Source organism: Halorubellus litoreus (assembly GCF_037081675.1).
In the GTDB taxonomy this organism is placed as follows: domain Archaea; phylum Halobacteriota; class Halobacteria; order Halobacteriales; family Natrialbaceae; genus Halorubellus; species Halorubellus litoreus.
On record NZ_JAZAQL010000001.1, the window covers coordinates 1,041,053 to 1,067,469 of the forward strand.

The following is a 26,417-nucleotide window of genomic DNA, read 5'->3' on the forward strand; positions in this document are numbered from 1 at the left end:
GTCTCGCGCTCGTCGCTGTGCCGGAGCCCGAATCCCCTTGGGGGTGCGTGGCGTTCGCGGAGGCATGAAGACTGTCGACGCCGAGGACTACCTGGAGCTGGCGACGCCGAGCGACCCGCGCGTGTCGCCCGACGGCGACGCCGTCGCGTTCGTCCGACGGACGGCGCGCGTGGACGACCACGAGAGCGATAGCGGCGGGAGCGACGACGAGTCCGGGGAGGACGGAGCGGACGACGATACCGGCGGGGACGCGACGGACGTCCAGGACGTGGAGGCGTCGGTGTACGTCGTCGACCTCGGGGGCGAGGAGCCGCGTCGGTTCACGGCGGCTGCGGGCGTCGATGCCGAGCCGCGGTGGAGTCCGAGCGGGGACCGCATCGCGTTCGCGACCGACCGCGGCGAGGACCGCGCGCCGGACGTCTGGGTGCTCCCGGTCGACGGCGGCGAGGCGCGGCGCGTGACGAGCGTGCCGGGCGGCGTGTCCGCGCTCGCGTGGGGGCCCGACGGGGAGCGGGTGGCGTTCCTGCAGTCGACGACGGCGGGCGAGCGCGAGCGCGGCGACGACCTCGCGGTCGACGACGACTACGAGCGCGAGGACCCGGACCCGCGCGTCGTCGACCGGACCGTCTACCGCGCGGCGCAATCGTACACTGACGGGACGCGCTCGCACGTCTACGTCGCGAACCTCGACCGCGACGACGCGGTGACGCGGGTGACCGACGGCGAGGTCGACCACACCGCGCCGGCGTGGGGGCCGGAGGGCGCGCTCTACTTCGGGGCGCGCGACCCCGCGGACGAGGACGCGGACCCGGACGACACGACCGAGTTCGCGCTCCGACGCCGCGATCCCGACGGCGACGTGGCGACGCTCGTGCGCGACACCTCGTGGGCGCCCCGGGTCGCGGTCGCCGACGACGGCCGGGTCGCGTACGCGTCCACGCCCGAGGAGCGCGGGACGCTCCGGCAGGCCGACGTCCACGTCTACGACCCGGAGACGGGCGACGTCCGCGTGCCGACCGCGGGCCTCGACCGCACGGTCGCTGGCGACGGCCCCGTCCAGTTCGGCCCCGGCGACGAGTCCGTGTACGTGCTGACGCCCGACGCGGGGAGCGTCGTCGTGCGACGCGTCCCGGTCGCGCCCGCGGGTGCCAGCGAACCGCCCGAGGAGGACGCGGCCGTGGTCGTCGGCGAGGACGCCCACTGCAGCGGGTTCGACGCGAGCGCGGACGTCCTCGCGTTCACCGCGAGCGAGTGGGACCACCCCGGCGACGTCTTCGCCGCGACACCGCGCGGCGCCGAGGAGACGCGGCTCTCGACGCTGAACCGCGAGTACCTCGACGAGCGCGCGGTCGTCCAACCCGAGGCGTTGTCGTTCCCAGCGGGCGACGCGAGCGCGCTCCGCGCGGACGACGGCGACGCGGCGACGGCGACCGCTGGTAGCGATTCGGTCGACGTCGACCGCGTCGACGACGCGTCCGTCCAGGGGTGGCTGTTCACGCCACCAGAGCTCGGCCCGGAGGAGTCAGCGCCGCTCGTCGTCGAGGTCCACGGCGGCCCGCACGCGACGTGGACGGGGTCGGGGACGATGTGGCACGAGTTCCAGACGCTCGCGGCCGCCGGGTTCTGCGTGTTCGCGTCCAACCCGCGCGGGTCGACGGGGTACGGCGAGGCGTTCCAGGCCGCCATCGAGCGCGACTGGGGCGCGGTCACCGGCGCGGACGTCCTCGCGGGCGTCGACCACGTCCGCGAGCGCGACGCCGTCGACGACGACGAGCTGTTCCTCGCCGGCGGCTCGTTCGGCGGGTACATGACCGCGTGGCTGCTCGCGCACACCGACCGGTTCGACGCGGGCGTCCCCCAGCGCGGCGTCTACGACCTCGTGTCGTTCTACGGGTCGACCGACGCCGCGTACAAGCTCGTCGAGGACGACTACGGGGAGACGCCGTGGACCGACCCCACGTTCCTCGCCGAGCACTCGCCCGCGATGCACGCCGACGCCATCGACGCGCCGACGCTCCTCCTCCACGCGGAGGCCGACTACCGCGTCCCCATCGGCGGCGCCGAACTCCTCTACCGCGGCCTCCGCAAGCACGGGACGCCGACGCGACTCGTCCGCTATCCGCGGGAGGGCCACGAACTGTCGCGGTCGGGCGAACCCGGGCACGTCGTCGACCGCATCGAGCGCATCCGCGACTGGTTCCGCGGCTACTCGACGGCGTTCGAGGACGTCGACGAACCGCTGTAGAACGAGGGCGAGGAGCGCGCGTCGCCCGGTTGGCGCGCGAGGCTACCGGAGGACGTCGAGGACGACGAGGTTCGCGCCGCCGACCGCGACGAGGACGCCGAGCGTCCCGACGGTGACGGTGAAGCCGCCGACCGCCACGAGTGCGACGCCGCTGCCGGCGGCGAGCACGAACAGGCCGACCGCGAGCGTCCCGTGTCCGAGCGCGCGCAGCCCCTGGCCGCGAGCGCTCGCCTTCCCACCCGCGGCGACCGCGGCGAGTGCGAGCAACAGGAACGTCACCGCGAGCGCCGACACCGACCCGCCGGGGACCGCGACCGCGGTCGATCCGTCGAGCCAGAGCGCGAACGCGACCGACGCGCTCACGAGCGACCCGACCTCCGCCGCCAGCCAGCCCGCGCCAGCGACGTCGCGGTCGTCGTCGCTCGCGGTCGCAGTGTCAGTCATCGTGCGTCCCTCGGGGCGCGCGCTCGGAATACCTGTCGCTTCCGACGCGACCCGGTCGGCCATCGCGACACGGTCGGGCACCCGGACCGGGTCGACCGTCGCGAGGGCCACGGGCCGGACACTCGCCGCCTGGGGAAGCGTCAAGACCCGGGCGTGTGTGCCGTCGCGTATGACAGTCCGCGAGGTCGCCGCGAGCGCGTACCGGGAGGCGCTGCCGGCGCTCGCCGCGAGCGTCGTCGGCGGCCTGTTCGCGGGCGCGGTACTGGGTGGGATGCGAGCGGAACTCGGGGACGTCTCCGGCCTCCTCGTGCTCGTTCCCGCGTTGCTCGCGACGCGCGGGAACGTCTACGGGAGCCTCGGCGCGCGCCTCGCCACCGGCCTCCACCAGGGCTTGCTCGAACCGAAGATCGACCTCGACGACGACCGGCTCCGCGGCGCCATCGCCGCCGCGCTCGCCAACGGCGTGCTCGTGTCCGTGCTCGCCGCCGTCGCGACGTACGCCGCCCTCACCGCGCTCGGCTCGAACCCCGCGAGCCTCCTCGCGCTCGTACTCATCGCCCTCATCGCGGGGGTCCTGTCCGGTATCGCGCTCACCGTCGCCGTCGTCTCCGTCGTCATCGTCGGGTTCCGGCGCGGACTCGACCCGGACACGTTCGTCGGCCCCGTCGTCACCACGACCGGCGACTTCGTCGGGCTCGCCGTCCTCTTGCTCGCCACGCGAATCGTCGCCGCCGCCCTCGGAGGGATCTAGATGCCCGAGCACTGGACGGTGCGCGCCATCACGCGCGCCACCCTCCCGTTGCTCGTCGTCCTCTCGCTCGTCGAACTCGGGAGCGGCCTCGTCCTCGGGAGCGTCGAGGACACCCTGCTGGCGTCGCCGTCCCTGCTCGTGCTCGTGCCCGTCACCATCGGGACCGCCGGGAACCTCGGGAGCGTCCTCGCCGCCCGCCTCTCCACCGCCGTCCACCTCGGCACCGTCTCGTTCGCGGCCGACGACGACGCGCTCGTCGGGAACGCGCTCGCGACGTTCGCGCTCGCCGCGAGCGTCTTCCCCGTCGTCGGCCTCGGCGCGTGGGTCACCGCCGAACTCGTCGCCGGCACCACCAGGCTCTCGCCGCTCCGGGTCGTCCTCGTCGCGACCGTCGCCGGCGTCGCGCTCGCCGTCCTCGCGGTCGCCGTCACGCTCGTCGCCACGTACGTCGCGTACCGCCGCGGCCTCGACCCCGACGACGTCGTCATCCCCGTCGTCACGAACGCGTGCGACGTCCTCGGCGTCCTCGTCCTCGTCGGCGTCGCCGCCGTCTTCGCCCCGTGAGCGACCGATGCGACCGCGACGCCACCGCCCGGATTCGGGCACGTGAACGGTCGTGAACGGTGCGAATAGTCTGAACCTACCGGAACTGCCAACGCGTTCAAGAGGCCGTAGATGCAGGAGACGGTATGGAACGACGAGACATGCTCGGCACGGTCGCGGCGCTCGGCGCGGGCGCCATCGCGGGCTGTTCGAGTTCGCCGACGTCCGGCGGCGACGGCGGCGACGGCGGGAGCGGTGGCGACGGCGGGAGCGGGGACGGTGGGTCGGGCGGCGATGGCTCCGGTGGCGGGTCCGACGACGGGTCCGGGAGCGGGGGCGACGAGAGCGAGGCGACGACGACCGACGAGAACGACGCCGACCTCTACATCGCGCAAGCGGTGAGTACGCTGAACGCGGTCGCACTCCGCCTGAACAAGGTCAAGGACAACCTCGACTCGCCCGACGAGGTCGACCTCGACCAGGAGAAGCTCCTGAACGGTATCGAGGAGGCTCGCGGCCAGCTCGACGCGGCGAGCGAGACCGCGACCGAGACCCAGACCAAGCAGATCGCGACCCTCCGGAACCTCGCGACGGTGCTCGCGGAGATGACGCGCGTCGTCGGTATCCTCCTGACGGTCGACGCGAACGCGCTCGCCGGGGACGCGCAGTCGGCGCTCGACGAGGAGAACTACGACGAGGCGCTGTCGGTCGTCCGGGACGCGAAGGCGAAGGCGGCGACCGCTCAGGAGCGCACGACGACCGCGGAGGAGGCGCTCGACGGCGTGAATCAGGACCGGCTCGCCGCGGTCGACGGCGTGGAGTACGCGAAGGTCGAGGCGGCGGTCACGCAGACCGCGTCGCTCGTCGACACGCTCGACGCGCTCACCAGCGGGTACGAGTCGACCATCCTCGGCGCGAAAGACCTGGAGACGGGGCGCTCGCAGAGCGAGTCCAAGGAGTACGAGGAAGCCGAGGAGTCCTTCGGAGCGGCGAAGGCGCACTTCGAGACGTCCGACGAGACGTTCGCCGACTCGGCGGCTGACGCACCGGACGACGTCGCCGCACGCATCGACGTCGCGGCGTGCCAGACCACGCACCTCCTGAAGGCCGCGACCGCGTTCGAGAAGAGCGCCGCGGCGGCGAGCGACGGGAACCTCGCCGACGCGAAGTCCCACCAGGAGGACGGCGAAGCGCAGATGCAGCAGGTCGACGAGTGCAGTAGCAACTGACGGCACCCCCGACGGGCCACCTCGTCGTCGACGCCGTCCTCGCGTGCGGACATCGAGACGACTTTACTCGCGCCGTCCCGACGTTCACGCGTGAGCGAGGCGTCCATCATCGACGTCGTCCTCGGGCAGGTCCTCCCGCGAGTCGTCACCGTCACCGCGCTCATCGCGGTCGGCGTGACGCTCGCGAACCTCGCCGTCGAGTTCGGCGTCGTCGACCGCGTCCGCGGACTCGCCGAACCACTCACCGAGCAGGCGAACCTCCCCGCCGAAGCCGGGGTCGCGGTCGTCACCACCGCCGCCTCCCCGACCGCGGGCTACGGGATGCTCGCGACGCTCCGCGACTCGGGGACGCTCGACGACCGCGCGACGCTCGTCGCCGTCACCATCAACACGTTCTTCGGGTTCGTCCAGCACATCTTCACGTTCTACGTCCCCGTCCTCATCCCGATACTCGGCCTCGAGGTCGGCCTCATGTACGTCGGCGCGCGCGCCGCCATCAGCCTCGCCATCACCCTCACCGGCGTCCTCGCCGGCGCCCTCTTCCTCTCGCCCGCGAACGTGAATCCCGACGCGACGCCAGCCGACCTCCGCGGCGACGACGCGGACGACGACGTCGCGAGCGACGGCGGCCACGCCGACGCCAACGACGCCGACGCGGACGCCAACGACGCCGACGCGGACGACGCCGACGACCCCGAGTCGCTCCGCGACCGCGCGAGCGAGGCGTTCGAGTCGACGAAGTCGACGCTCCGCCGCGTCGTCCCGCGCCTGCTCGTCGTGTACTCGCTCGTGCTCGTCGCGGTCGAGCGCTACCCCGAGGTGTTCGACGCCGTCACCGGCGTCGCCGACCCCCTCACGAGCCTCCTCGGGTTACCGGGGGCGGCCGCGGGCGTCGTCGCCGTCTTCGCCGTCGACACCACCTCGGGCGCGTTCTTCATCGCCCCCCTCATAGGGCCCGACGGCCCGTTCACGCCCCGGACGGCGGTCGCGACGATGCTCGTCGGCGGCATCGTCTCGTTCGCCGTCTCCACGTTCAAGCGCTCCATCCCCTTCCAGTACGGCATCTGGGGCGCCTCCTTCGGATCGAAGGTCGTCGCGCTCAACACCGCACTCAAGGTAGTGTTCATCGGTATCGCGCTCGCCGTCCTGCTGGTCTGAGTCGACGACGCGCTCGTCGACACGGACGACGCGCTCGTGAACGACCCGCTACGCGGGGATGTCGTCGACGAGCACCGTCGAACCGCCCTCCAGCAGCATCTCGCCGTCGCCGTCCTGCACGGCGACGTCGAGCCGATACTTGTCGTCGCCGAGGGCGTCGACGACCTCGCACGTCGCCATGCAGCGCTCGCCGAGGTCGACCGGGCCGAGGTACGAGCAGTCCTGACTCAGGTAGATGATGGCGCCCGGCATCCGCGCGAGCGCCGCGGAGACGAGGCCGAGCGTGAGGACGCCGTGCGCGATGCGACGACCGAAGCGCGTCCCCGCCGCGAACTCGTCGTCGAGGTGCAGTCGGTTCGTGTCCCCGGTCGCGTGCGCGAACTCCTCGACGTCCGACTCGGTAACCGGCTTCGAGAACCGCGCGACGTTCCCGACCCGGATGCCGTCGCCGCCGTCCCACTCGAACGCCCAGTCGCCCTCCTCGTACGCCGTGTCCACGCGCCCCGGCTTCCGGACGTGCCCGTAGCGGTCGCGGTCGCCAACGCGCACGGCATCGTCGGCCGCGCCCACCGCGTCCTCCCCCACCGGTACGTCGGCCGCGCCCGGGACGGCGTGCCGGCGAGCGATCGCCGGCACGTAATCCACGACCGTCGTCGCCGACAGCACACCCACGACGTCCCCGGCGTCGTCCACGACGACGACCTGCCCGACGTCCGCATCGCCGAGCACCTTCGCCGCGTCCGCGAGGTCGTCGCTGGCGTGCACGGAGAGCGCCGGCGCCGACATCGCATCGCGCACCGACCCCTCGGTGTCGCCGGCGGCGAACGCGCGCACCACGTCGGACTTCGTGATGATACCGACCGCGTCCCCGTTCCCCGCGACGACGAGCGACCCGTACCCCTCGGCGAGCCGCGACGCCGCCGCCGCGAGCGACGAATCGGGCGATATCGTCTCCACGGGCTCGGTCATGACGTCCGCGACCGCGATGTCGACGAGCATACCGGTTCCTGCGACGGGCACGTCCAAAATCCCCCGGGTGGCACACTCATGCACGTCGAGTCCCTACGAGCGAGCGTGTCCCGGCTCTCGACGTGGCTGCCCTCGCGACTCGTCGACGCCGTCCTGCTCGCGGGCGTCGTCGTCGCGGCCATCACGGGGTTCGCGAGCATCCTCGCCGGCACCGAAAGCGACGCGTGGGTGTTCTGGCTGCACGGCGTCGCGGGCGTCGTGCTCGTCGGCGCGCTCGCCGCGAAACTCGCCAGGGTCCGCCACCGGCTCTCGGGCTCCTGGAACTGGACCGTCCGCATCTCGGTGGCGTTGACGGTCGTCGCCGTGCTCGCGCTCGCGACCGGGCTCGCGTGGACGCTCGGCGTCGTCGAGCAGGTCGGGCCGTTCACGGGGCTCGTCCTCCACGCGTACGTCGGCATCGCACTCGTCCCCATCTTCCTCGTCCACCTCTACTCGCGGTTCCGGACGCCCACGCGCCAGGACGCCTCACGGCGGAACGCCCTCAAGCTATCCGCGACGCTCGTCGCCGGCGCCGTCGCGTGGCGACTCACGCGCATCCTCGGCCCCACCAGGCGCTTCACGGGCTCCACCGAGCGCGGGAGCGACGACGGGAACCGGTTCCCCGTCACGTCCTGGGTCGCCGACGACCCCGACCCCATCGACGGCAGCGCGTGGACGCTCTCCGTCACCGGGCGCGTCGACTCCCCGCTCGCCCTCGACGAGCCCGCAACCCTTGGTGAGAAAGAGATACGCGCCAGCGAGCAGCGCGCGCTCCTGGACTGCACGAGCGGCTGGTACAGCGAACACGACTGGCAGGGCGTCCGCGTCGGCGACCTCCTCGACGCCGCCGACGCCGACCCGGACGCCGACTGGGTGCGGTTCACCTCCGTCACCGGCTACCGGTGGAGCCTCCCGCGGGAGGAGGCCGAACGCGCGCTGCTCGCGACGCACGTCGACGACGACCGGCTCTCGCACGGCCACGGCTACCCGCTCCGCCTCGTCGCCCCCGGCAGGCGCGGCTTCCAGTGGGTGAAGTGGATAGAATCCGTCGAGGTCCGGGACCGCGCCGACCCCGCACAGTGGGTCGTCACGCTCGTCTCGGGGTTCGACTAGTCGAGTCGGTCGAGGAGGTCCTCGAACGACCGCAGTGGGTCGCTCGCAGGCGAGTCGCCGTCCGGCGCGTAGTGGATGCCGCGCCATCCGGCCTCGCGAGCGCCCTGGACGTCGGCCTCGTAGGAGTCCCCGACCAGCACGTACTCGTCGGCGGGCAGGCGGTCCGCGGCGAGCGCGAACGGCGCCGGGTCGGGCTTGTGCGCGCCCGCCTCGTAGGACACCACGCTCGCGTCGACGTATCCCTCGAGGTCGTGCCCGCGGAGCTTCGCGAGCTGGAACGCGGGGACGCCGTTCGTCAGCACGCCGACGCCGTCCCCGCGGTCGCGGAGCGCGTCGAGCGCGCGCTCGACGCCAGGCGACGGTGCGACGCCAGCGACCTCGCGCTCCCGGAGCGTCTCAACGAGCGCGTCCACCGACACCCCGGCGTCCGCGTAGTCGTGCTCCGCGAGCGCGTACTCGAACGCCCGCCGATACGGCGACTCGGCGTGGTCGCCGAGCAGCTCGAGGAACCGGTCGCTGTAGGTCACCTCGAACACCTCGTCGCCGCCGCCGAGATGGCGCTCGGTCACCTCCCGGAGCACCGTCGCGTACTCGGTCTCGAACGCGAGGAGCGTGTGGTCGAGGTCGAAGAACACCGCCCGCTCGAACGGATCACTCATACCGACCGCGACGCCCGCACCCCTCGAAAAACCACCGCTGCCCCGACAGACAACCACACGCACGCCGCGGCGGGCGTCGACCGACCGCACGCCCTCACTCGCGCTTCTCGTACAGTACCAGCCCGACGAACGAACACACCTCGCGGTCGTCCTGGTTCAACGTCCGCGTCTGCGACCGCACCAACCCCACCCCCGGCTGCCAGTCCTCCTTCGACAACGCCGTCGTCTCCACGCGAAGCGTATCCCCCGGGAACACCGGCTGCTTCCACCGCAACTCGTCCACGCCGATGGCCCCCATCGCCTTCGTGTCCTGTAACTCGTTCTCCACGAGCAACCGCATCGTCATCGCGCACGTATGCCACCCGCTCGCCACAAGGTCCCCGAACATCGACTCCTGGGCCGCCTCCGGGTCCGTGTGGAACGCCTGCGGGTCGTACCGCTCGCCGAACTCGATTATCTCGTCCTCGTCGACCTCGTACGACCCGAACGCGTGCTCCTCACCGACCTCGACGTCCTCGAAGTACCCGTCCATATCACGGCGTACACGAACCAAGAGCAAAACGTCTCGGGTGGCATACCGATCCCGGTCGCCCAAGTCGTGAGGGTGATACCTGTCTGCTCCCGGGCGAGGAGCAGTCGATTTTCAATGAAGTAATCCGGACAGATACGCGACCACAATTGTAGTAATAACAGCATCAACTCCTGTATTTGAGTAAAGGTATCGGCGGTGAAGTCTCTGACATGCGAGCGATAGGCACCACAGACGGACGGTTTCTATACAATCTTTGTCAGACTAGGTTGAGGCGCGTTGAGAACCACCATCTGGCAGATATAATAGAAATCCGACTAAAGATATTAGACAGTCGAACATGGCTAAATAAAAATATAAAATCGTTTTATTTATCAGTGTTCGTTTGGATTTCAAGCTGATGCCAGAAATCAATCGGCGACAGATGCTGAAGCACGCGGGAGCAGCGACCTCTGGGTTCGCCCTCGTCGGGTCTGCTCAGGGCAAAGCAACACAGGATTCCCTGGGTGGCGTTCTTATCAAAGTATGGCCGCAGAAGGAGTCAGATCATGCAAAGGCGGAGATCGTCGAGGACACCCTCGACGACTTCATCTCGCAACTGCAATCCGCTGATGCCATCGGATTCAGTGCTGTCAACAAAAGCACAAAATCGACGTTCAACGACGGTGATGTTACCGGAGTTGAGTTCAACGATTGTGGACCAACTAACGAAAGCTATCTAGATTTCCAAGGGGACTGCTACGATATCTACGAAGGCGACAACTACCAGAATTGGGACATTCACGTTCTGGTGTCCGATGAGACATCCTTCGCGGGTGCAGATACTGGCGGTCCCTTCCTCGATTTCAGCAATGGGATGACTAGCCTTGATCGACAAGGACTCGGCTTTGCTCACGTCGGGACTGCCGGAAACTATCCAGGAGCTAAATCGAACAGCGACCCCGTCGAGCGCATGAAGAACCTGTCCATCCAAGAAGTTGGACACACCCTCGTCGATCAACGGATCGTCGACGACGAAGATCACCATCTCGGACAGATACGAGCGCCTACCTACCCCGGTCACGGACCACTGGAGGGCCCTGTAACGCCGATGGCCACGTTCTACGAAAATAATGAAAGCGTCAGTCCGGGAGGCTGCGGGATGGCTGAAAACGCCGCCGACCAAGGCGAATGTGACTCTCTGGGAGGAGAAGTTGCCTGGGACGGCACTCACACCCAGGAGATAACCAACTGTACGATCGACGCAATCAGAACGACAAGTCAACAAACCGGCTACAACGAGTAGGTCACCGACGGGAAGAGAGCCGAACGCCGGACCGAGAGCGACCGGCTGAAGGTCGCGTCCGTTCTGACCCGCCCACCCATGCGGTTTCAGGAAGACCACGCGTCGCAGCGAACACACCCGCGACCTCGCTTCTCACTGCGACCTGGCGGCGCTCACGAACCTCCGTCACTCGAGGGAGACAGACGAACGCTCCATATCGACACGCTCACCTCTCAACAGCGGGGCTGGCAGGCCCCACGAGCGATACTGTGCGTCGTTTCTACGCCAACCGGCCGGACCCTCGTAGAACGGACTTCGTGTAATCCATTCGGCGAACGAGACCGAACCGCCGCTATCGAAATCCGCAAGCAACCGGAGGGACGGACGAGAATCCCACGAGCGAACCATAACCCACGAAAGACGAGTACGATGGGAGTCCCGCGAGCGAGCGGACCGCGGGGCGAGCGTCCCAAGCCCCGCGAAAGCGAACGACGACGCCGTGAGCAGGGAACGAGCACGAGGGGAGTCCAGCGAGCGACCGCAGGGAGCGAGGGGGACTACATCGTGCTCGTGAATCCGAGCGAAGCGAGGATGAACGAGCACGAGGGGATTCGAACCACGGTCGCACGACACCTCGCCGCGCTCGGTGCTGCGTGCTCCCTGATTCGAATCCGCTCGGTCCGCGATTCGCTCCTCGCCTTCGTTCGTCGCAGAATCGACGAGCACGAGGGGATTCGAACCCCTGACCATCGGATTAGAAGTCCGACGCTCTATCCTGGCTGAGCTACGTGCCCTCGTTGTCGTGTCGTCGGTGCGGGCAAAAAAGCGGTCCGGATTCGGATTTCAGGCGTCGAGCCGGTAGAGGCTCGTGACGTACGGTAGTTTCCCGAACATCCAGATGCCGAACGGGATGCCGATGACGGTGACGCAGAGGAACCAGGCGACGTTCGCCCAGATGAAGCTCGCCCACCACCCGACGAACACGAAGTAGACGGCGCGCACGAGGAGACTCGTCTGCGGGACGCCGTCCGGGTCGAACCCGGTGTCGCGGCGTTTGAGCGTGAGGAGGTACGGCACGCGGTTGATGATCTTGATGCCGAGCGGCAGGAGGATGATGGTGACGTTCAGGACCCACGCGACGTTGATCGCGAGGAGCGTGAGCCACCACCCGACGAGGAGGAACCACGCGATGCGGACGACGAGCGAGTGCTGGTTGGCCATACTCGAACACTCACCGCGAGCGCGTATGGGTCTTCTCACATGCCCCGGATTCGTCGAGGACGACGTCGAGGCGCGACGTGGCGCGCGAGAGCGGTGGGGTTAAGCCGCCGACTCGACTATTCGTCTCCAATGACTGTCATCGGTACCGTTGGCCTGCCCGGGAGCGGGAAAGGCGAGGCTGCAGCGGTCGCCCGCGACGCCGGCATCCCCGTGGTGACGATGGGGGACGTCATCCGCCAGGAGTGCCGGGACCGCGGGCTCGACCCCGCGACGCATCACGGCGAGATCGCGCAAGCGCTCCGCGAGGAGAACGGCCCCGACGCCATCGCGCAACGCTCGCTCCCCATCATCCGCGAGCACCTCGAGACGACCGACACCGTCCTCGTCGACGGCCTCCGCTCCGGCGTGGAAGCCGACCGGTTCGAGGAGGCGTTCGGCGACGACTGGATACTCGTCAGTATCGAAGCGCCGTTCGAGGTACGGAAGGACCGCATCACGGACCGCGGCCGCGACAAGACCGACGGCGACGTCGGCGAGACGCTCCGCGAGCGCGACGACCGCGAACGCGGGTTCGGGATGGACGACGCGATGGCGCGCGCCGACGTCACCATCGACAACACCGACACGCTCGAATCGTTCCGCGCTCGCATCACGGCCCTCCTCGAAGACGGCCCGGAAGCCGTCGCGGAGGTCGACGCATGATCTACTCCGTGGACGTCGAGATAACCGCGCCCGTGAACGACACCGAGGTCACGGACCGCGTCGTCGACGCCATCACGAACCTCTTCCCCGACGCCGACGTCACCGAACACCCCGGCGAGGTCATGGCGACCGCGCACCAACTCGAGCACTTCAGCGAGCGCCTGCACGCCCAGGAGATACTCGACACCGCCCGCGGCCAGTTCCAAGCGGGCCGGGACGGCGACACCTTCGAGTTCGCCCTGAAGAAGCAGGCGGCGTTCCAGGGCGTCGTGAACTTCGCCGTCGGGAACCCCGACGAACTCGGCGACATCCACGTCCGCGTCCGCGTCGAAGACCCCAGCGTCGACGAGTTCGTCGACTACGTCGCCCCACCCACCGAGGACGGGCGACCCGTCACGAGCGACGCGGAAGACCGCGGCCCCGGGAACTGACTCGCGGCAGTCCGCTCGAAACGCGACGTTTCTCCGAACCGCTACCGCGTCCAGTACCGTCGTTTACTCGTTCCTAACCGACTGCTCGGTTCGGGTAGGTTCCGCGTCCCGTTACCGGAAACCCCGAACTATCTCCCGCGCTTAACCCCGCGGTCGTCACCAGAGGAGGCATGGGCCACGCGGACGACGAACGACGGGGAATCGACCGACGGCTTCTGCTCCGGGCGCTCGGCGCTGGCGCGTTCGCGGGCGCGAGCGGCAACGCCGCCGGAAGCGGCGAGCGAGCGGGGCACGGGGCCAGCGAACGCCACCGCGAGCGCGGACGGTCGCGCTGCGTCGTCGACGACTTCCAGGACGGCGACCTCGACGAGTACGTCGCCAGGGACGGCCCGATGGCCAACTGGCGGGTCGCGTCGTTCCGCAACGGCCGCGTCCTCGAGTTCCAGGGCGGCGACGGCCCGGACCTTCAGTCCTACAGCGGGCTCGAGACGTACCCGCGTCGCGGCGACCAGTTCTCGTTCCTGTTCTACCCCTACGGGAACTGGGACGGGTACGCGATGTTCAGCTTCGCCATCGCCGACTCCGAGAACTTCCAGCGGCGGTACGAACTCGAGTTCGAACCCGCCGCCGACGAGGTCCGCCTCCAGTACAGTCGCGCTCCCGGCGACGAGGAGACCATCGCCAGCGCGTCCCGGTCGTTCGACGGCCGCGACCGACAGATCGTCGAGGTGGACTGGGCGGCGTCGAGCGACGACATCGTGGTGACCGTCACCGACCCGGACGACGACGGGACGACCCTCCGCGCGAGCGAACCCGGTGACGCGCCAACCGGCGGCGGCATCGGGTTCTACGCCAGCGGCGACGCCGGCTGGCTGTTCGACTACGTCACCATCCTCGACTGCGACGACCGCAGCGACGGCGACGATGGCGACGACCAGGACGGCCTCGTCGTCGACGATTTCGAGGACGGCGACCTCGACGAGTACGACGGGGGCGACCCACCGACGAACTGGACCGTCGTCTCGGAGCCGACCGCGGACGGCTCCGGAGCCCTCCAGTTCCAGGACGGAGGTGGGGAGGACATCCGTTCGTACCGCGGCCTACCCACGTACCCGCAGCGTGGCGATCGCATCCACCTGGACTTCGGAACCTTCGGCGACTGGAACAGCTACGCGATGTTCGGATTCGGAGTCCAGCCAGACGACTTCCAGCACCGCTACGAACTCGAGTTCGAACCAGCCGAGAGCGAGGTTCGACTCCAGTACAGTCGCGCTCCCCAGGACGAGACCACCATCGCGAGCGCGACCGCGGACTTCCAGCGCGAGCGCTTCTATCGCGTCGAGGTCGACTGGGCATCCTCGGGTACGGAACTCGTCGTCGACGTCGCCGAGCTCGCCACGCTCCGCGCGTCAGAGCCGAGCGGCGCACCCACCAGTGGCGGCATCGGGTTCTACGCCAGCGGCGACGCTGGCTGGGTGTTCGACAACGTCCGACGCGTCGGCCAGCACGACGACGGGCGGGTTCCGAGCGACCGCGACTGGCCGACCGTTCAGCACGACTTCGCGAACACCAGTTGGACGCGAGCGAGTCGCGGCCCCACCGACGGGGTCGAGGAAGCATGGTCGAAGCTCGTGAGTCTCGATCGAGCCAACGAAGCGGTCGTCGACGACGACGTCGTGTACGCCACCGGCACGGGGCGACGCGGCGGTCTCTACGCCCTCAGTGCGGACACTGGAACGGTGCGCTGGCGATACCCCATCCAAGGCGGGACGTATGCTCCGGCGTCGATCGTAGACGGTTCGGCGTACCTCATCGGCAACGACCGGTTCGGTCACGCGGTGGACGTCTCCACCGGCGAGCGCCGCTGGCGGACCGCCTTCGAGGACACCGGCGAGGTCGCCGCGGTCGTCGCCGGCGACACCGTCGTCTTCGGGGACTACTCGAGTCTGGTCACCGGTGTCGACGCTAGCGACGGGACGGTTCGCTTCAGTGCAAATCTCAGCGACGGCGTCCAGGGCGGCATGGCAGTCGTGGACGACGTGGTCTACGCTGCAGGAATCCCGTCAGGTGGATTGAACGCTATCGATCTCGGCACGGGCGAGTTCAGATGGCGGACCCTCGACTACGGAGAAGCCGGAATCACGCCGCCGAGTGTCGTCGACGATACCGTGTACGTCGGCGAGCAGAGTTCGGGATCGGTCTACGCGCTGTCGGTGACAGACGGTCGCGTCCGCTGGCGGTTCGACGTCGTGCCGAGTTCGTCGCTCGCAGTCGCCGATGGGTGCGTGTTCGCTCCGACGGGCGACGGAAGACTGTACGCGCTCGATGCCACTGACGGCTCCGTTCGCTGGCGGCGGACGCTCAACATTCAGACGGGCATCGGCGGCCCGAGCGTTGCGGACGACGTGGTCTACGTCGCCGACACCGAAGGGGGATTCTACGCACTCGACGCCGAAGACGGGTGCGAACGATGGGTCGAAGTCCTCGACTACACGATACGTGGTTCCCCGGCGGTCGTCGACGACACCATCTACGTCGGTGGGAGCGACGGCCGCGTTCACGCCCTTAGAGAACCCTGAGCGTGAACCGAGTCAGGCCTCGTCGTCGAACCCGACCACTCACGGCTCGCTTCGCTCGCCGTTCGTGGGTTCCGCGGCGCGAGCGCCGCGTTACTCCTCGAACCCGTCTTCGAACTTGAAGGTGCCGTCGCGCTGGACGACCTCGCCGTCGACCTCGATGCGCGAGTCCTCGCTCATGTCCACGATCATGTCGACGTGCACCGCGGAGTCGTTCTGTTCGTTGTCGTCGCCGACGGTGGCGTCGTACGCGCGCCCGACGGCCATGTGGACGGTGTCGCCCATCTTCTCGTCGAACAGCATGTTGTACGTGAACTCGGTGATGTCGCGGTTCATCCCGATGCCGAGTTCGCCGAGGTAGCGCGCGCCGTCGTCGGTGTCGAGCACGCCCGTCAGGACGTCCTCGTTCTTCTCCGCGCTGTGCTCGACGACCTTCCCGTCCTCGAAGACGAGGTGGACGCCCGTTATCTCGCGGCCCTGATGGTAGAGCGGTTTGTCGAAGAGGACCTCGCCCTCGACGGAATCCTTCACGGGTGCCGTGAACACCTCGCCGCCGGGGAGGTTCCGTTCCGCGGTGTCGTTCAGCGTCGAGTTCCCAGCGACGCTCATCGTCAGGTCCGTCTCCTCGCCGGAGACGATGCGGACCTCGTCGCCGTCGTTCAGGATGTCCACCATCTGCTGCTGGAACTCGCCCTGGGCCTCCCAGTCCTTGTTCACCGCGTCCCACACGAACCCCTCGTACGCCTCGGTGCTCATCTCCGCGAGCTGCGCGAACGAGTCCGTCGGGTACTGCGTGAGCACCCACGTCTTCCCCAGTCGCTCCTCGAGCAGCGGCCGTCGCGCCTTGTCGTACGCCATCTGCACGTCGCTGTCGACGTCGCTCGTCTGCGTGACGTTCGCGCCCGACCGGATCGCGACGTAGACGTCCATCTCCTCGAACAACGCCATCTCGTGACTCGGCAACTCGAAGTCCTCGGGGTCCGCGTTCCGGAGGTACGCACGCCGGAACCGGTCACCCATCCGCTGGTTGATCGACAGCGGGTTCGCGCCGACGTCCGCGCACTGCTCGAACAGCGCCGTCACCAGGTCGCCAGCCGTCCCGTGCGCGTCGACGACCACGTTGTCGCCCGCCTCGATACCGGCCGAATGAGTCGCGATGATCTGTGCGTGCTTACGTACTCGAGGATCCATACCTTGCAGTCCGACAGCGGCCCGCAGAAACCTTTCCCTTTCGCCGAACCCGGCCACGTGCCCGTCCCGTCGGTCGGTCCGGCGCGCTACAGCCAGTCGTCGGGGAGTTCGTCCTCGTGGTCGACGAGGAGCGCCAACAGCGGCCGTATCTCGTCGAAGTTCGGGCCCTTCGACACCTCGTTCGTCTCGCGGTCCCAGACGATGAACCCGTAATCCGCGAGCTTCGGGAGATGCACGTGCCGCATCTCGAGGAACCGCGTGAACTCCTCCTCGACCGATTCGTCCACGTCGATCACCGCCGGGTCGTCGTCCTGCGGGTTGTGTATCAGCAGCGCACGCAACAGCTTCCGGCGCTGCACGTGCCCGAACGCGTCGAGTATCTCGTCGAACGACCGGTTCCCCAACTTATGCTGCATGACCAATCAACGAGCTACAGACAGAAGGAGACGCCAGTTTTTCACCCCCACCCGCTGTGAGGAGTAATCGAGTTACAACCGACAGCCCCACCAGATTCACTCGCTAACGGACCCGAGTGCGGAACCCTCCTCGAGCGCCGCGAGGTCGAACTCGAACCCCACCGCCGGCACCTCGAGGTCCTGCCCCGACCTTCTTTTGTCGGGTCGCCTCGCTTCGACTCACGGGCTTCGCCCGTTCGTCATTCGAGACGACTCCGTCGTCTCGCTTCGCTCGCGACCCGCAAAACATGGGTGAAAAGGTGTCCGGCGCCCCTTACTCGAGCGCCGCGAGGTCGAACTCGAACCCCACCGCCGGCACCTCGAGGTCGTGCTCGACGAGCACGCTCGGGTGGAGTTCGCCGACGACGCCCGCGGGTTCGCCGTCGATGACGACGGTCGCGGTGCGCCCGTCGATGAACGACGGATGCTCTGTCGGCGGGGTCGCGAGGTCGACGTCGAAGTTCCGCGCGAGCGCCTGCAATCGGCTCTTGGCGTCCTCGTAGGAGGCGTCGGCGCGAGCCAGGACGGCGGCGACGTGGCGTTCCTCGCGGACGCCCGTGGGTTCGTCGGGGTCGACGTGCGCGACGAGCCCGATCTCCGCGAGGTCCTGGGGGTACGCACGGTGCGTGTTGTTCTCGAGGACCATCGCGAGGCTCGGGAGCGCCCACGACCGCAGCATCTCGTAGTCCTCGCTGTACGGCTCCGTGATGGTCACGGGCGGTTCGGCGCCGAGCGCGCTCGCGTCGGTCGCGCTGTCGGCGGGCGCGAGGTGCATGCGGTCGTAGTTGTCCTCGCGAGCGACCATGTGGAAGTTCAGGAGGTCCTGGAAGCCGAGGCCGACGAGCTGGCCGCGGACCGCGCGTTCGAGGCGCGAGCGCTCGTGACGGCCGCCGGTCGTGGAGACGTCCGGCGACTTCGGCTCCAGTTCGTTGAAGCCGTACGCGCGACCGAGGTCGTCGACGACGTCGAGCGCGTGCAGGACGTCGACGCGGTACGGCGGGATGGCGACGTCGTACACGAGGTCGCCCGCGACGGTCGGGCCGGCGTCGACGTCGTCCTGGTCGGCGCTCGCCGTCGTCGGCTGGTTCCCCTCGATGCTCCCGCGCGGGTCGTCCGGCAGGTCACTCCCGGCGCGCTCGCTCGCCTCGGGATGCTCGCCCGTGGCGGTGTCGATGGGTGCCGCGTCCAGCCCGGCGCGCTCCGCGAGGTCGACGACGTCGCTCGCGTCGAGCGTGACGCCGAGCACGCGCTCGATGCGCTCGTGGCTGACGCGCTTCTCGTCGACGTCGAGGTTCGGGCGGACGAGCGTCGCGCCCGGGTCGACGAGGTCGTCGTCGGCGTACACGCCCGAATCGGGGTACTCGACCTGGACCTCCTCGACGGTCGCCCCGCGCGCTTCGAGCGCGTAACAGACGACGTTCAGCATCTTGTCGATCGTCCACTGGTCGGTCCCCGTCATCTCCACGAACAGGTTCCGCGAATCGGTGGAGACCTCGGTCCGGCGACCGTTGATGACCGGCGGGAACGAGAACAACCCGAGGTCGTCGTAGATGGCGGGATACCGCTCGTAGCCGCTCACGAGGTCCGCGTACTCGCGGCCCGTCTGGTGGTCCGTGAGGACCTCGGCGGGCGTCATCTCGCGGTCGCTGTCGAGGGGTACGAACTCGTCCTCGTCCGGCTCGACGCCCACGTACGAGATGGACTTGTTCGTCTCCGAGACGCGGACGTCGTCGCCGACGTCAGCCGCGGTCTCGCCCGCGTCCGCGGCGTCGTCGTCGCGTTCGACCGCCGAGCCCTTCAGCATCGTGAGGTCGTGGATACCGATAGCGCCCTTCGCGCGCTTGCGGCCCATCGTCGCGTGCAGTTTCTCCTGCAGTTGGATGAGCGAATCCAGCGCGTCGTCGTCCAGGTTCACGTCCCGGATCACGGCGCCCGTGACGTACGGGCGCTCGTCCGGCACCGACTCGTCGACCTCGATCGTCCAGTCCGCGTCGTTCGTCTTCGGGACGTAGACGCCGCGGTCGTCGCCGTACTGATAACGGAGGCTGCGCGCGACGCCCTCGACGCTCAGCCGGTCGAGACGGTCGGGCGCGAACTCGAGTTCGAACGCGCCGTCCTCGGTCTCGCCCTCGAACTCGAGGCCGAGCGCGAACAGGTCGCTCTTGAGTTCCTCGTCTCCCTTCTCGTCGTGCCCGGTGAGCTCGCGGAGCTCGTCGGGGTGGACGTCGACGACGGGCATCAGTACACCACCTCCTCGTTCCGCAGGAAGTCGAGGTCGACGAGCGTCCCGTGCACGTCGCGGATGTCCTCGAACCCGTGCGTGAGCATCAGCAGTCGCTCCAGGGCGAGCCCCCACGCCATCACGTCGCACTCGACGCCGAGCGGCTCCAGGACCTCCTCGCGGAACAACCCGGAGTTCCCGATCTCGACCACTTCACCGGTCTCGGGATGCTCGCCGAACAGCTCGAAGCTCGGCTCCGTGTACGGATTGTAGTGGGGCTTGAACTCGATGTCGGTGATACCGAACTGCGCGTAGAACTCCTCGAACGTCCCCATCAGGTCGCGGACGGAGAGGTCCTCGGCCATCACCCAGCCCTCGATCTGGAAGAACTCCAAGAGGTGCGTGGCGTCCAGGGTGTCGTTCCGGTACACCTTCTCGACGCTGAAGTACCGCTCCGGGGGTTCCAGGTCGCCGACCTGCTCGCCCGAGAGATACCGCATGGAGAGCGAGGTCGTGTGCCCGCGGAGGTCGACGCCGCGCGCCATCTCCTCGCCCCACGGCGAGTGATAGCCGTCGCCGTCCTCGCCGACGCCCTCGCGGTGCGCGTGCTCCACGCGGTCCATGAGGTCCTCGGGGAGGTCCTGCATCGGCGGGACGTCGAGCGCGAACTGGTCCCAGTGCGTCCTGGCGGGGTGGTCCTGGGGCATGAACAGGCAGTCGTTGATCCAGAACTCCGCGTCCGCGTGCGGGCCGTCCATCTCCTGGAACCCCATCCCGACGAGGACGTCCTTCACGCGCTCCGCGGTCTGCCGGAGCACGTGCTCCTTGCCGGCGTGCTCGACGTCAGCGTCCGCCTCGACGTCGTAGTCGGCGAACTCCGCGTCGCGCCACTCGCCGGAGGAAAGCATCTCGGGCGTGACCTGGCCGACCGCGTCCGTCGCCTCCACGCCCTCCATGAGCGCGGTGACGCCGTCCTCCGTCAGTTCCACGAACCGGACCGTGCGCTCGTCGACGACGACGAGGTTCCGACGTTCGAGGTCGGAGCGCACGTCCTCGTCGATCGCATCGCCTGCGGCGACCGCGTCGAGCGCCGCCGCCTCGGCGTCCGCGTCCGGGTCCGCGTCCGGGTCCGCGGTGACCTCGCCGCTGTCGACGACCCCGTACCCCTTCCGCGCGTAGTTCGCCAAGGCGATGTCGACCGCGTCACCGAGGTCGCTCGCCCCGATGACCTCGCCCATCGGGACCGCCTCGGCGTCGGTCGCACCGACGTCTCGCGCCGCCCGATACAGGCGGACCTCCGGCAGGCCCGCGTCTCGATACGATTCACCCTCCGCTGTCAGTTCGACGGTCTCCTCGACGCGCTCCGTGACGTCGACGAGCCCGCGCTCCGCGAGGTCGAACGCCGCACCCGCGACCGACTCCGGGGGCTCCCCCGTGTCGTCCGCGAGCGCGTCGACCGACCGCGCCTCGGTCGCATCCGCGGCCTCCAAGACCGCGACGTGTGTCGCTTTCAGTTCCATCAATCTTGTATGCGTATCCGCAACTCGGTCAGTTATCTGTTCCGACAACGCGACGACCGCGGTTTCGCGACCACCACACGCCGGCACGCGACTGCTCGCGTCCCAGACCGCGGCGGCCGTCCACCGCGCTCACGCCGCCGCAAAGAAGAAGCCGACTCCGTGGACGCGAGCGTGCTCGTCGACGCTACCACCGGAGCCGGGTACGGCTACCATGCTACGACGTACGCGTCCCTCGCCGGTTAAACGTTCCGTCGACACCGCGTCCACCAGACGGTCGCCCACGCCACCGCGTCCACCAGACGGTCGCCCACGCCACCACGTCCACCCGTCCCACCGGCGTCGCTACCAGTCGACGTCGAGGTCCCAGTCCGGCGTCGGGTCGTCGACGTCGGCCCACTCGAAGCGCGTGTTCGCCGGCGGGACCGCGTACAGCGTGTTCGCGAGGAACGCCGCCGCGTTCTCGTAGGGAATGGAGTCGACCTCGGTGTTCGCCGCGACCTCCTCGAAGTCCGCGCGGTCGCGAGCGAGCCCACCGGCGTCGCACCCGGAATGGTCGTCGTCGGTGTCGCTCGCCGCGTCGGTCGGCGCGTCGACGACCGCTGCGAGTTCCGCGAGCGCGTCGTCGAGCACCGGGAGCACGGCTTCGTCGTCGTCGGTCTCGTCCGCGACCGTGTAGACGTCGACGTCTTCGAGCTCGGTGAGCACCTCGTCGACGTCGCCGGCCGGGGTGTACGGGACGGACGGCACTTCATCTGGGCTGGACGTGGTTGCCATTAAATCAGGTATCGGGACGATATTATTTAATAGTTGTAATCGTTTCACGTGGTAGGCGCCACCGACCGAGACGTAGCCGGTTCCAACTTGGGCGTAGGCATCGTTTACGGGCGCGTCGAGCGCGAACGCGCTCCACGACCCTGAAGCCGCGACCGGTCGCGCTCCACAACCCTGAAGCCGCGACCGGTCGGACCACCGGTATGGGGTTCTCGTGGGAGTCGTACTACGACGGCGGTGACTGGGACCGCGGCGCGTACGTCGGCGGCGACGACATGGCCGCGCACCTGGACGCGTTCCTCGAGGTCGTCGGCGACGTCGACGCGGTCGCGAGCATCGGGTGCGGGCCCGCCGCGGCCGAGTTCGACGTCGCCGCGGGCCGCCCGGACGTCTCGTTCGCGTGCTACGACGCCGCGCCCGCGGTCGTCGACGCGAACCGCGAGAAAGCCGACCGCGAGGGCGTCGAGAACGTCGCGTTCGACGTCGCGACGCTCCCCGACACCGGCATCGACCGCGCGTTCGACGTCGTCTACTGCATGGCGGTCCTGTACTTCGTCCGCGACGCCGAGGCCGCGCTCCGCGAGCTCTGGCGGCTCACCGCACCCGGTGGCGCGCTCGCGTTCACGTACCCGAACCGGAACATGCAGGCGTGGGCGCAGGGGCTCACCGACGACGACCACGACAAACGCGAGGCGTTCAGTCTCGTCGCCGACGGCGAGAACCTCCTCACGTACGACCGCATCCACGACGTCCTCGGCCACCACCCCAGGAACTACTGGACCGCGGTGGACGCCGACCCCGACGCCGACTACGTCCAGCGAAGCGGCTCGCCGGCGGTCTACGTCCGGAAGCCGGCGTGAGCGCGTTCCGGAAGCCAGCGTGAGCGCGTCGCCAGCCGAGCAGCGTCCCACTGGGCGTATCAGTCGCTCGCGCTCGTCCGGTCCTCGCCGACCCCCGAGGACTCGTTCACCCAGACGAACCCGTCGTCGGTCTCGCGTTCGTCCGCCGGATTGGCGGTCGGGTCGAACTCGTCCTCGAACGTGAGCCTGGTCTCCGCGGGCTCCGCACGTGGGATCTCGGGGAGGAACTCGTCGTCGTCGAGCAGCCCGCGACACGAGATACCGGCGGGTGCGGCGATTGCAGCGCCGACCGCCGCGAACCGGTCGTCCTCGGTCTGCTCGCCGGCGTCCACGCCGAAGGAGTCGCCGCCGACGCGACTCGTCTTCGCGCCCGCGTCGAACGACGACACCGCGTCCGCCGAGAAGAACCCGTCGTCGCCATCGCCGTCGTTCTCGGCGTCGCCGTCGCTCTCGCCGTCCGCTGCGTCGACGCCGTCGTCGGCACGCGCATCGGCGTCCACGACGGTCCCCGCGTCGCCGTCGTTCGCGTCGTCGCCCCACGTGAATCCCGACGTCGACAGGTCGCTCGACGACGACCCGTCGTCGACCGGGTCCGCGGAGCGAGTGGTCGCGTCGACCGACCCACCGATGGACCACCCGTCGAGGTCGTCGTCGTCCGCGTTCGACCCCGTCTCCGCACTCGGGACGCCATCCGTCTCCGCGTCGCGGACGACCGGTGCGTCGGCATCGCGGACGACCGTCGACCCCGCTCGCGTCGACGTGCTCGCGTCGCTCGCACCGTCGTCCGACCCGGCATCCACCGACTCGTCGTCGGAACCGTCGACGAACTCGATAGCGGCCGCGGCGTCGGCCGCGTCCGCCTCCTCGCGGTCGCTCGCGGACGCAGACTCGTCGTTCGCGAGGTGATCGAGACCGCCGACGTGGTCCGCGTCGAACGCGTCCGCCGTCAGTCGACGGCCGCGCCACGAGCGCTCGCGGGACTCGCTCGCCCACGCCGGCACCGGCACGCCGCCAGCGTCTTCGACCACATCCGCGTCGGCGTCCGGGACGTACGCCGCCGGCTGGTCCGCGGCGAGCAACGGCCGGTCGAACGCCGTGATGCGCTCGCCGAACCGCTCGACGAGCCGGTCGAGTTCGTCGGTCTCGACGAGCGCGAACCGCCAGCGATCCGTGCCGTCCGACAACTGCACGAACCGACAGTCCAGGCCGAACAGGAGCTCGCGGTTGACGGCGTCCACGAGCGCCGGATAGTTGTCGTCGCCCAGCGGCGAGTCCGGGAACGAGAACTCGGTCGAGCGCGTCCGCCCGTCGGCGTCCTCGACGCGCAACCGGTACGGTTGGGCGTCGTCCACCGAGAGCGACCGGCCGTTCGCGCTCTTCACGTCGAACGTCCAGTCGATCGCCGCGAACACGTCCCCGAGCTGGGTCTCCGGCGCCGTCGTCCAGAACCGCGCGGGCGAATCCACGCCCCGGGGTGCCGCCGCGACCGTCCGTCGAACGAACGCCGTCGGATGCTCGGGGTCCGCGAGCGCCCGCTGGATGGCGGTCTCCAGGTCCTCGCGCGGGTCGACGGTCGTCGCGTCCGCGACGTGCTCTCTGACGTGCGCACTCGACACGCCGAACCCGCCGAGGACGTCCGCGCACGCGAGCGCGTCCTCTCGCTCGAACCCCGAGGTACCCTGGCGCATGACTCCGCGTGACTTCGTGCTTCGTCGGACGAACGTATATATTTTCGTCAGACGAGCAGGCGAGAAAACCTGTCAGCGGAGGATACGGAGCGGCTGTGCGAGGTCTGCGCCCTCGGCCGTTCTCCGTTCTCGACGGTCTACCGCTTCCGCGAGGACTCCAGTTCGATGTCGAGGTCGTCGAGCAACGCCTCGGCCTCCGCGCGCTTCTCCTGGTGGTCCTCCAGGAACTCGCGCATCAGGGTCGCGGCCTGCTCCTTGCAGTCCCCGCAGAGGCGCTCGCCGCCGACGCACTCCTCGTACACCTCGGTCGCGAAGTCGTCGTCGTCGTTCGCGAGCAGATAGGCATAGAGCTCGTACACCGGGCACTCGTCCGCCTTCCCGCCCTTCTCGCGTTGCTCCTCGGCGGACTGGCGACCGCCCGTGGTCGCGGACTTCACCTTGTCGTAGCCGTCCTCCGGGTCGTCGAGCAGACTGATGTGGCTCGCCGGAACCGACGACGACATCTTCCCGCCCGTCAGCCCCGTCATGAACCGATGGTAGATCGAGGAGGGCGCGACGAACCCGTACCCGCCGTGGTCGAGTTCGACCTGCCGGGCGAGCTCCTCGGCCTCGCCGCGGTCGAGGTCGAACGCGTCCACGTGCCCCTCGTACACGCGCTTCTCGCCGTCGACGGCGTCGATGAGTGCCTCGAACGCGTCGTCGGTCGCCTGCCGGTCGAAGAACCGCGTGCGCGGTCGAACGGGCTCCATCCCGGCCTCGTCGAGCTTCGCCGCGACGGACTCGCGCGCGCCGGTCGGCTCGGGTGCGTGCTCGCGCAGCCAGTCCGCCGCGTCCTCGCACCGCACCATCTCGTCCTCGTCCAGGTCGTCAGCGAGCGCCGCGTACGCCGCCGCGACGAGCTCGCGCTCGGCGTCGTCGCACTCGAAGCTCGCGTACGCCTTCGAGACCTTGAAGAACCGCATCCGCGTCGCGAGGTCCCGCGCCAGCCGGACGTGCGGGTCCTGGTCGGGCCCGACGGGGATGACGGTCGGCTTCGGTTCCTCGAGCTGGGGGTAGAGGATGTCCGCCATCTGCGTGACGACGCTCTGCATGTGACTCACGTCGGTCTCGCCGTCGAACCCGTAGATCGCCTGGAACTCCGAGAAGTTCGCCTCCGCACCCAGCTCGAACGCGAGGTCCTGGAGCTCGCGGTTCTCGCTCTGCCGGTACAGCGTGCCGTCCTCGGGGTCGAATCCGAGCGCGATGAGGGAGAGGAGGTAGTCCCGCGAGTGCTCGTCGATCTCGTCCCAGGTGAGGCCACGCGCAGCGTGGGCTTCGAGGTCCGCGATGAGGCCGTACGCGTCACCGCCCTGCTGTTGGTGCCAGATTATCTCGTCGAACACGAGCTTGTGCCCGATGTGCGGGTCCCCGGTCGGCATGAACCCCGACAGCGCCGCGAACGGCTCGCCCTCTCGCATCGCCTTCGCGACCGGCTCGTAGTCCCGATGCCCGAAGATGACGCCCCGGCGCATCAGGTAGTGCGGGTTCGGCACGCCCTCCAGCAGTTCGTCGAACTCCTCGATGCCGAACTCCTCGAACAGTTTCCGGTAATCGGCCACCGTGGACGAACCCCACGGGTCGAGCGTCACGTCGTCAGCACCCGCCGCGGCGGTCTCCCCGCCGTCGGCGCGAAGCCCGTCCACGCGGTCGCCGGACCCAACCGGCTGGTCTCGCGCGTCCGCGTCGTCGTCTGTCATACTCCGCACTCGCCGCGGAACGCGCAAAAAGCGTTCGCTCTCGACACCACCTCGCGAGTCGGGAGCGGCGGGACACCACAAGGCGTTTTGCGTCCCCGGTCC

The 26,417-nt window shown here is 69.1% G+C and carries 23 protein-coding genes and 1 tRNA gene; 11 read left to right on the forward strand and 13 right to left on the reverse strand.

What is annotated here, in order from left to right; all coding sequences use genetic code 11:
* The first annotated feature begins 64 nt into the window (after positions 1 to 64).
* Positions 65 to 2,245 carry a S9 family peptidase gene (locus tag VYJ16_RS05305; protein ID WP_336349261.1) on the forward strand — a complete coding sequence of 727 codons (2,181 nt, stop codon included), beginning with the start codon at positions 65 to 67 and terminating at the stop codon, positions 2,243 to 2,245.
* Between the two features lie 42 nt (positions 2,246 to 2,287).
* Here VYJ16_RS05305 and VYJ16_RS05310 read toward each other — a convergent pair whose 3' ends face one another.
* Positions 2,288 to 2,689 carry a hypothetical protein gene (locus VYJ16_RS05310; protein WP_336349262.1) on the reverse strand — a complete coding sequence of 134 codons (402 nt, stop codon included), beginning with the start codon at positions 2,687 to 2,689 and terminating at the stop codon, positions 2,288 to 2,290.
* 169 nt (positions 2,690 to 2,858) lie between these two features.
* Between VYJ16_RS05310 and VYJ16_RS05315 the strand changes: the two genes are divergently transcribed.
* The 4 genes from VYJ16_RS05315 to VYJ16_RS05330 all read left to right on the forward strand — a co-directional run bounded on the left by VYJ16_RS05315 (position 2,859) and on the right by VYJ16_RS05330 (position 6,370).
* Positions 2,859 to 3,440 (forward strand): magnesium transporter, encoded by a 582-nt coding sequence (locus VYJ16_RS05315; protein ID WP_336349263.1) that lies wholly within the window; start codon positions 2,859 to 2,861, stop codon positions 3,438 to 3,440.
* Complete coding sequence (locus VYJ16_RS05320) at positions 3,441 to 4,004, forward strand: magnesium transporter (RefSeq protein WP_336349264.1); 564 nt, start codon at positions 3,441 to 3,443, stop codon at positions 4,002 to 4,004.
* A 125-nt stretch (positions 4,005 to 4,129) separates the two neighbouring features.
* A complete protein-coding gene (locus VYJ16_RS05325; RefSeq protein ID WP_336349265.1) occupies positions 4,130 to 5,212 on the forward strand; it encodes a hypothetical protein in 1,083 nt (360 codons plus the stop codon).
* A 90-nt stretch (positions 5,213 to 5,302) separates the two neighbouring features.
* Entirely contained in the window at positions 5,303 to 6,370 is a 1,068-nt protein-coding gene (locus tag VYJ16_RS05330; RefSeq protein ID WP_336349266.1) for a nucleoside recognition protein, read from the forward strand.
* A gap of 48 nt (positions 6,371 to 6,418) precedes the next feature.
* Here VYJ16_RS05330 and VYJ16_RS05335 read toward each other — a convergent pair whose 3' ends face one another.
* A complete protein-coding gene (locus VYJ16_RS05335; RefSeq protein ID WP_336349267.1) occupies positions 6,419 to 7,369 on the reverse strand; it encodes a CBS domain-containing protein in 951 nt (316 codons plus the stop codon).
* Positions 7,370 to 7,417: 48 nt separating this feature from the next.
* On the opposite strand from VYJ16_RS05335, the gene VYJ16_RS05340 reads away from it, so the two are divergent.
* Positions 7,418 to 8,491: a molybdopterin-dependent oxidoreductase gene (locus VYJ16_RS05340; protein ID WP_336349268.1), complete on the forward strand. Its 1,074-nt coding sequence runs from the start codon at positions 7,418 to 7,420 to the stop codon at positions 8,489 to 8,491.
* Here VYJ16_RS05340 and VYJ16_RS05345 read toward each other — a convergent pair.
* Both VYJ16_RS05345 and VYJ16_RS05350 read right to left on the reverse strand, forming a co-directional pair.
* Complete coding sequence (locus tag VYJ16_RS05345; RefSeq protein WP_336349269.1) at positions 8,488 to 9,150, reverse strand: HAD family hydrolase; 663 nt, start codon at positions 9,148 to 9,150, stop codon at positions 8,488 to 8,490. The two genes, VYJ16_RS05340 and VYJ16_RS05345, sit on opposite strands and share 4 nt — an antisense overlap.
* Positions 9,151 to 9,244: 94 nt before the next feature.
* Positions 9,245 to 9,682: a MaoC family dehydratase gene (locus VYJ16_RS05350; RefSeq protein WP_336349270.1), complete on the reverse strand. Its 438-nt coding sequence runs from the start codon at positions 9,680 to 9,682 to the stop codon at positions 9,245 to 9,247.
* A 382-nt stretch (positions 9,683 to 10,064) separates the two neighbouring features.
* Here VYJ16_RS05350 and VYJ16_RS05355 point away from each other — a divergent pair, with 382 nt between their 5' ends.
* A complete protein-coding gene (locus VYJ16_RS05355; RefSeq protein WP_336349271.1) occupies positions 10,065 to 10,964 on the forward strand; it encodes a hypothetical protein in 900 nt (299 codons plus the stop codon).
* A gap of 698 nt (positions 10,965 to 11,662) precedes the next feature.
* Here VYJ16_RS05355 and VYJ16_RS05360 read toward each other — a convergent pair.
* Positions 11,663 to 11,737 (reverse strand) — tRNA-Arg (locus tag VYJ16_RS05360).
* A gap of 49 nt (positions 11,738 to 11,786) precedes the next feature.
* A complete protein-coding gene (locus tag VYJ16_RS05365; protein ID WP_336349272.1) occupies positions 11,787 to 12,164 on the reverse strand; it encodes a YccF domain-containing protein in 378 nt (125 codons plus the stop codon).
* 129 nt (positions 12,165 to 12,293) lie between these two features.
* Here VYJ16_RS05365 and VYJ16_RS05370 point away from each other — a divergent pair, with 129 nt between their 5' ends.
* From VYJ16_RS05370 to VYJ16_RS05380, 3 genes are all read left to right on the forward strand, one after another.
* Positions 12,294 to 12,866, forward strand: coding sequence for a nucleoside monophosphate kinase (locus VYJ16_RS05370; RefSeq protein ID WP_336349273.1), 573 nt, complete (start codon positions 12,294 to 12,296; stop codon positions 12,864 to 12,866).
* Entirely contained in the window at positions 12,863 to 13,297 is a 435-nt protein-coding gene (locus tag VYJ16_RS05375) for an RNA-binding domain-containing protein (RefSeq protein ID WP_336349274.1), read from the forward strand. Before VYJ16_RS05370 ends, VYJ16_RS05375 begins: the two co-directional genes overlap by 4 nt.
* 170 nt (positions 13,298 to 13,467) lie before the next feature.
* Entirely contained in the window at positions 13,468 to 15,876 is a 2,409-nt protein-coding gene (locus VYJ16_RS05380; RefSeq protein WP_336349275.1) for an outer membrane protein assembly factor BamB family protein, read from the forward strand.
* 90 nt (positions 15,877 to 15,966) lie between these two features.
* Here VYJ16_RS05380 and VYJ16_RS05385 read toward each other — a convergent pair whose 3' ends face one another.
* From VYJ16_RS05385 to VYJ16_RS05405, 5 genes are all read right to left on the reverse strand, one after another.
* Positions 15,967 to 17,064, reverse strand: coding sequence for an aminopeptidase (locus VYJ16_RS05385; RefSeq protein ID WP_336349276.1), 1,098 nt, complete (start codon positions 17,062 to 17,064; stop codon positions 15,967 to 15,969).
* 86 nt (positions 17,065 to 17,150) lie between these two features.
* On the reverse strand, positions 17,151 to 17,480 hold the full coding sequence (locus VYJ16_RS05390) for a transcriptional regulator (protein WP_336349277.1): 330 nt from the start codon (positions 17,478 to 17,480) through the stop codon (positions 17,151 to 17,153).
* Between the two features lie 313 nt (positions 17,481 to 17,793).
* Positions 17,794 to 19,758 carry a phenylalanine--tRNA ligase subunit beta gene (locus VYJ16_RS05395; protein WP_336349278.1) on the reverse strand — a complete coding sequence of 655 codons (1,965 nt, stop codon included), beginning with the start codon at positions 19,756 to 19,758 and terminating at the stop codon, positions 17,794 to 17,796.
* Positions 19,758 to 21,260: a phenylalanine--tRNA ligase subunit alpha gene (gene pheS, locus VYJ16_RS05400; protein WP_336349279.1), complete on the reverse strand. Its 1,503-nt coding sequence runs from the start codon at positions 21,258 to 21,260 to the stop codon at positions 19,758 to 19,760. The genes VYJ16_RS05395 and pheS overlap by 1 nt, the downstream gene beginning before the upstream one ends.
* A 342-nt stretch (positions 21,261 to 21,602) precedes the next feature.
* Positions 21,603 to 22,034: a hypothetical protein gene (locus tag VYJ16_RS05405; protein WP_336349280.1), complete on the reverse strand. Its 432-nt coding sequence runs from the start codon at positions 22,032 to 22,034 to the stop codon at positions 21,603 to 21,605.
* A 200-nt stretch (positions 22,035 to 22,234) separates the two neighbouring features.
* On the opposite strand from VYJ16_RS05405, the gene VYJ16_RS05410 reads away from it, so the two are divergent.
* On the forward strand, positions 22,235 to 22,891 hold the full coding sequence (locus VYJ16_RS05410; protein WP_336349281.1) for a class I SAM-dependent methyltransferase: 657 nt from the start codon (positions 22,235 to 22,237) through the stop codon (positions 22,889 to 22,891).
* A 59-nt stretch (positions 22,892 to 22,950) separates the two neighbouring features.
* Here VYJ16_RS05410 and VYJ16_RS05415 read toward each other — a convergent pair whose 3' ends face one another.
* Positions 22,951 to 24,579, reverse strand: coding sequence for a hypothetical protein (locus VYJ16_RS05415; protein ID WP_336349282.1), 1,629 nt, complete (start codon positions 24,577 to 24,579; stop codon positions 22,951 to 22,953).
* A gap of 137 nt (positions 24,580 to 24,716) precedes the next feature.
* Positions 24,717 to 26,315, reverse strand: a complete 1,599-nt coding sequence (locus VYJ16_RS05420; RefSeq protein ID WP_336349283.1) for a tryptophan--tRNA ligase — start codon at positions 26,313 to 26,315, stop codon at positions 24,717 to 24,719.
* Between the last annotated feature and the right edge of the window lie 102 nt (positions 26,316 to 26,417).

Coding starts and splice junctions, on each gene's coding strand:
- VYJ16_RS05365 (WP_336349272.1), bottom strand. CDS start 12,164: ATGGCCAACCAGCACTCGCTCGTCGTCCGCATCGCGTGGTTCCTCCTC.
- VYJ16_RS05420 (WP_336349283.1), bottom strand. CDS start 26,315: ATGACAGACGACGACGCGGACGCGCGAGACCAGCCGGTTGGGTCCGGC.
- VYJ16_RS05305 (WP_336349261.1), top strand. CDS start 65: ATGAAGACTGTCGACGCCGAGGACTACCTGGAGCTGGCGACGCCGAGC.
- VYJ16_RS05415 (WP_336349282.1), bottom strand. CDS start 24,579: ATGCGCCAGGGTACCTCGGGGTTCGAGCGAGAGGACGCGCTCGCGTGC.
- VYJ16_RS05345 (WP_336349269.1), bottom strand. CDS start 9,150: ATGAGTGATCCGTTCGAGCGGGCGGTGTTCTTCGACCTCGACCACACG.
- VYJ16_RS05335 (WP_336349267.1), bottom strand. CDS start 7,369: ATGCTCGTCGACATCGCGGTCGCGGACGTCATGACCGAGCCCGTGGAG.
- pheS (WP_336349279.1), bottom strand. CDS start 21,260: ATGGAACTGAAAGCGACACACGTCGCGGTCTTGGAGGCCGCGGATGCG.
- VYJ16_RS05370 (WP_336349273.1), top strand. CDS start 12,294: ATGACTGTCATCGGTACCGTTGGCCTGCCCGGGAGCGGGAAAGGCGAG.
- VYJ16_RS05395 (WP_336349278.1), bottom strand. CDS start 19,758: ATGCCCGTCGTCGACGTCCACCCCGACGAGCTCCGCGAGCTCACCGGG.
- VYJ16_RS05385 (WP_336349276.1), bottom strand. CDS start 17,064: ATGGATCCTCGAGTACGTAAGCACGCACAGATCATCGCGACTCATTCG.
- VYJ16_RS05340 (WP_336349268.1), top strand. CDS start 7,418: ATGCACGTCGAGTCCCTACGAGCGAGCGTGTCCCGGCTCTCGACGTGG.
- VYJ16_RS05405 (WP_336349280.1), bottom strand. CDS start 22,034: ATGGCAACCACGTCCAGCCCAGATGAAGTGCCGTCCGTCCCGTACACC.
- VYJ16_RS05320 (WP_336349264.1), top strand. CDS start 3,441: ATGCCCGAGCACTGGACGGTGCGCGCCATCACGCGCGCCACCCTCCCG.
- VYJ16_RS05325 (WP_336349265.1), top strand. CDS start 4,130: ATGGAACGACGAGACATGCTCGGCACGGTCGCGGCGCTCGGCGCGGGC.
- VYJ16_RS05375 (WP_336349274.1), top strand. CDS start 12,863: ATGATCTACTCCGTGGACGTCGAGATAACCGCGCCCGTGAACGACACC.
- VYJ16_RS05310 (WP_336349262.1), bottom strand. CDS start 2,689: ATGACTGACACTGCGACCGCGAGCGACGACGACCGCGACGTCGCTGGC.
- VYJ16_RS05315 (WP_336349263.1), top strand. CDS start 2,859: ATGACAGTCCGCGAGGTCGCCGCGAGCGCGTACCGGGAGGCGCTGCCG.
- VYJ16_RS05410 (WP_336349281.1), top strand. CDS start 22,235: ATGGGGTTCTCGTGGGAGTCGTACTACGACGGCGGTGACTGGGACCGC.
- VYJ16_RS05350 (WP_336349270.1), bottom strand. CDS start 9,682: ATGGACGGGTACTTCGAGGACGTCGAGGTCGGTGAGGAGCACGCGTTC.
- VYJ16_RS05390 (WP_336349277.1), bottom strand. CDS start 17,480: ATGCAGCATAAGTTGGGGAACCGGTCGTTCGACGAGATACTCGACGCG.
- VYJ16_RS05380 (WP_336349275.1), top strand. CDS start 13,468: ATGGGCCACGCGGACGACGAACGACGGGGAATCGACCGACGGCTTCTG.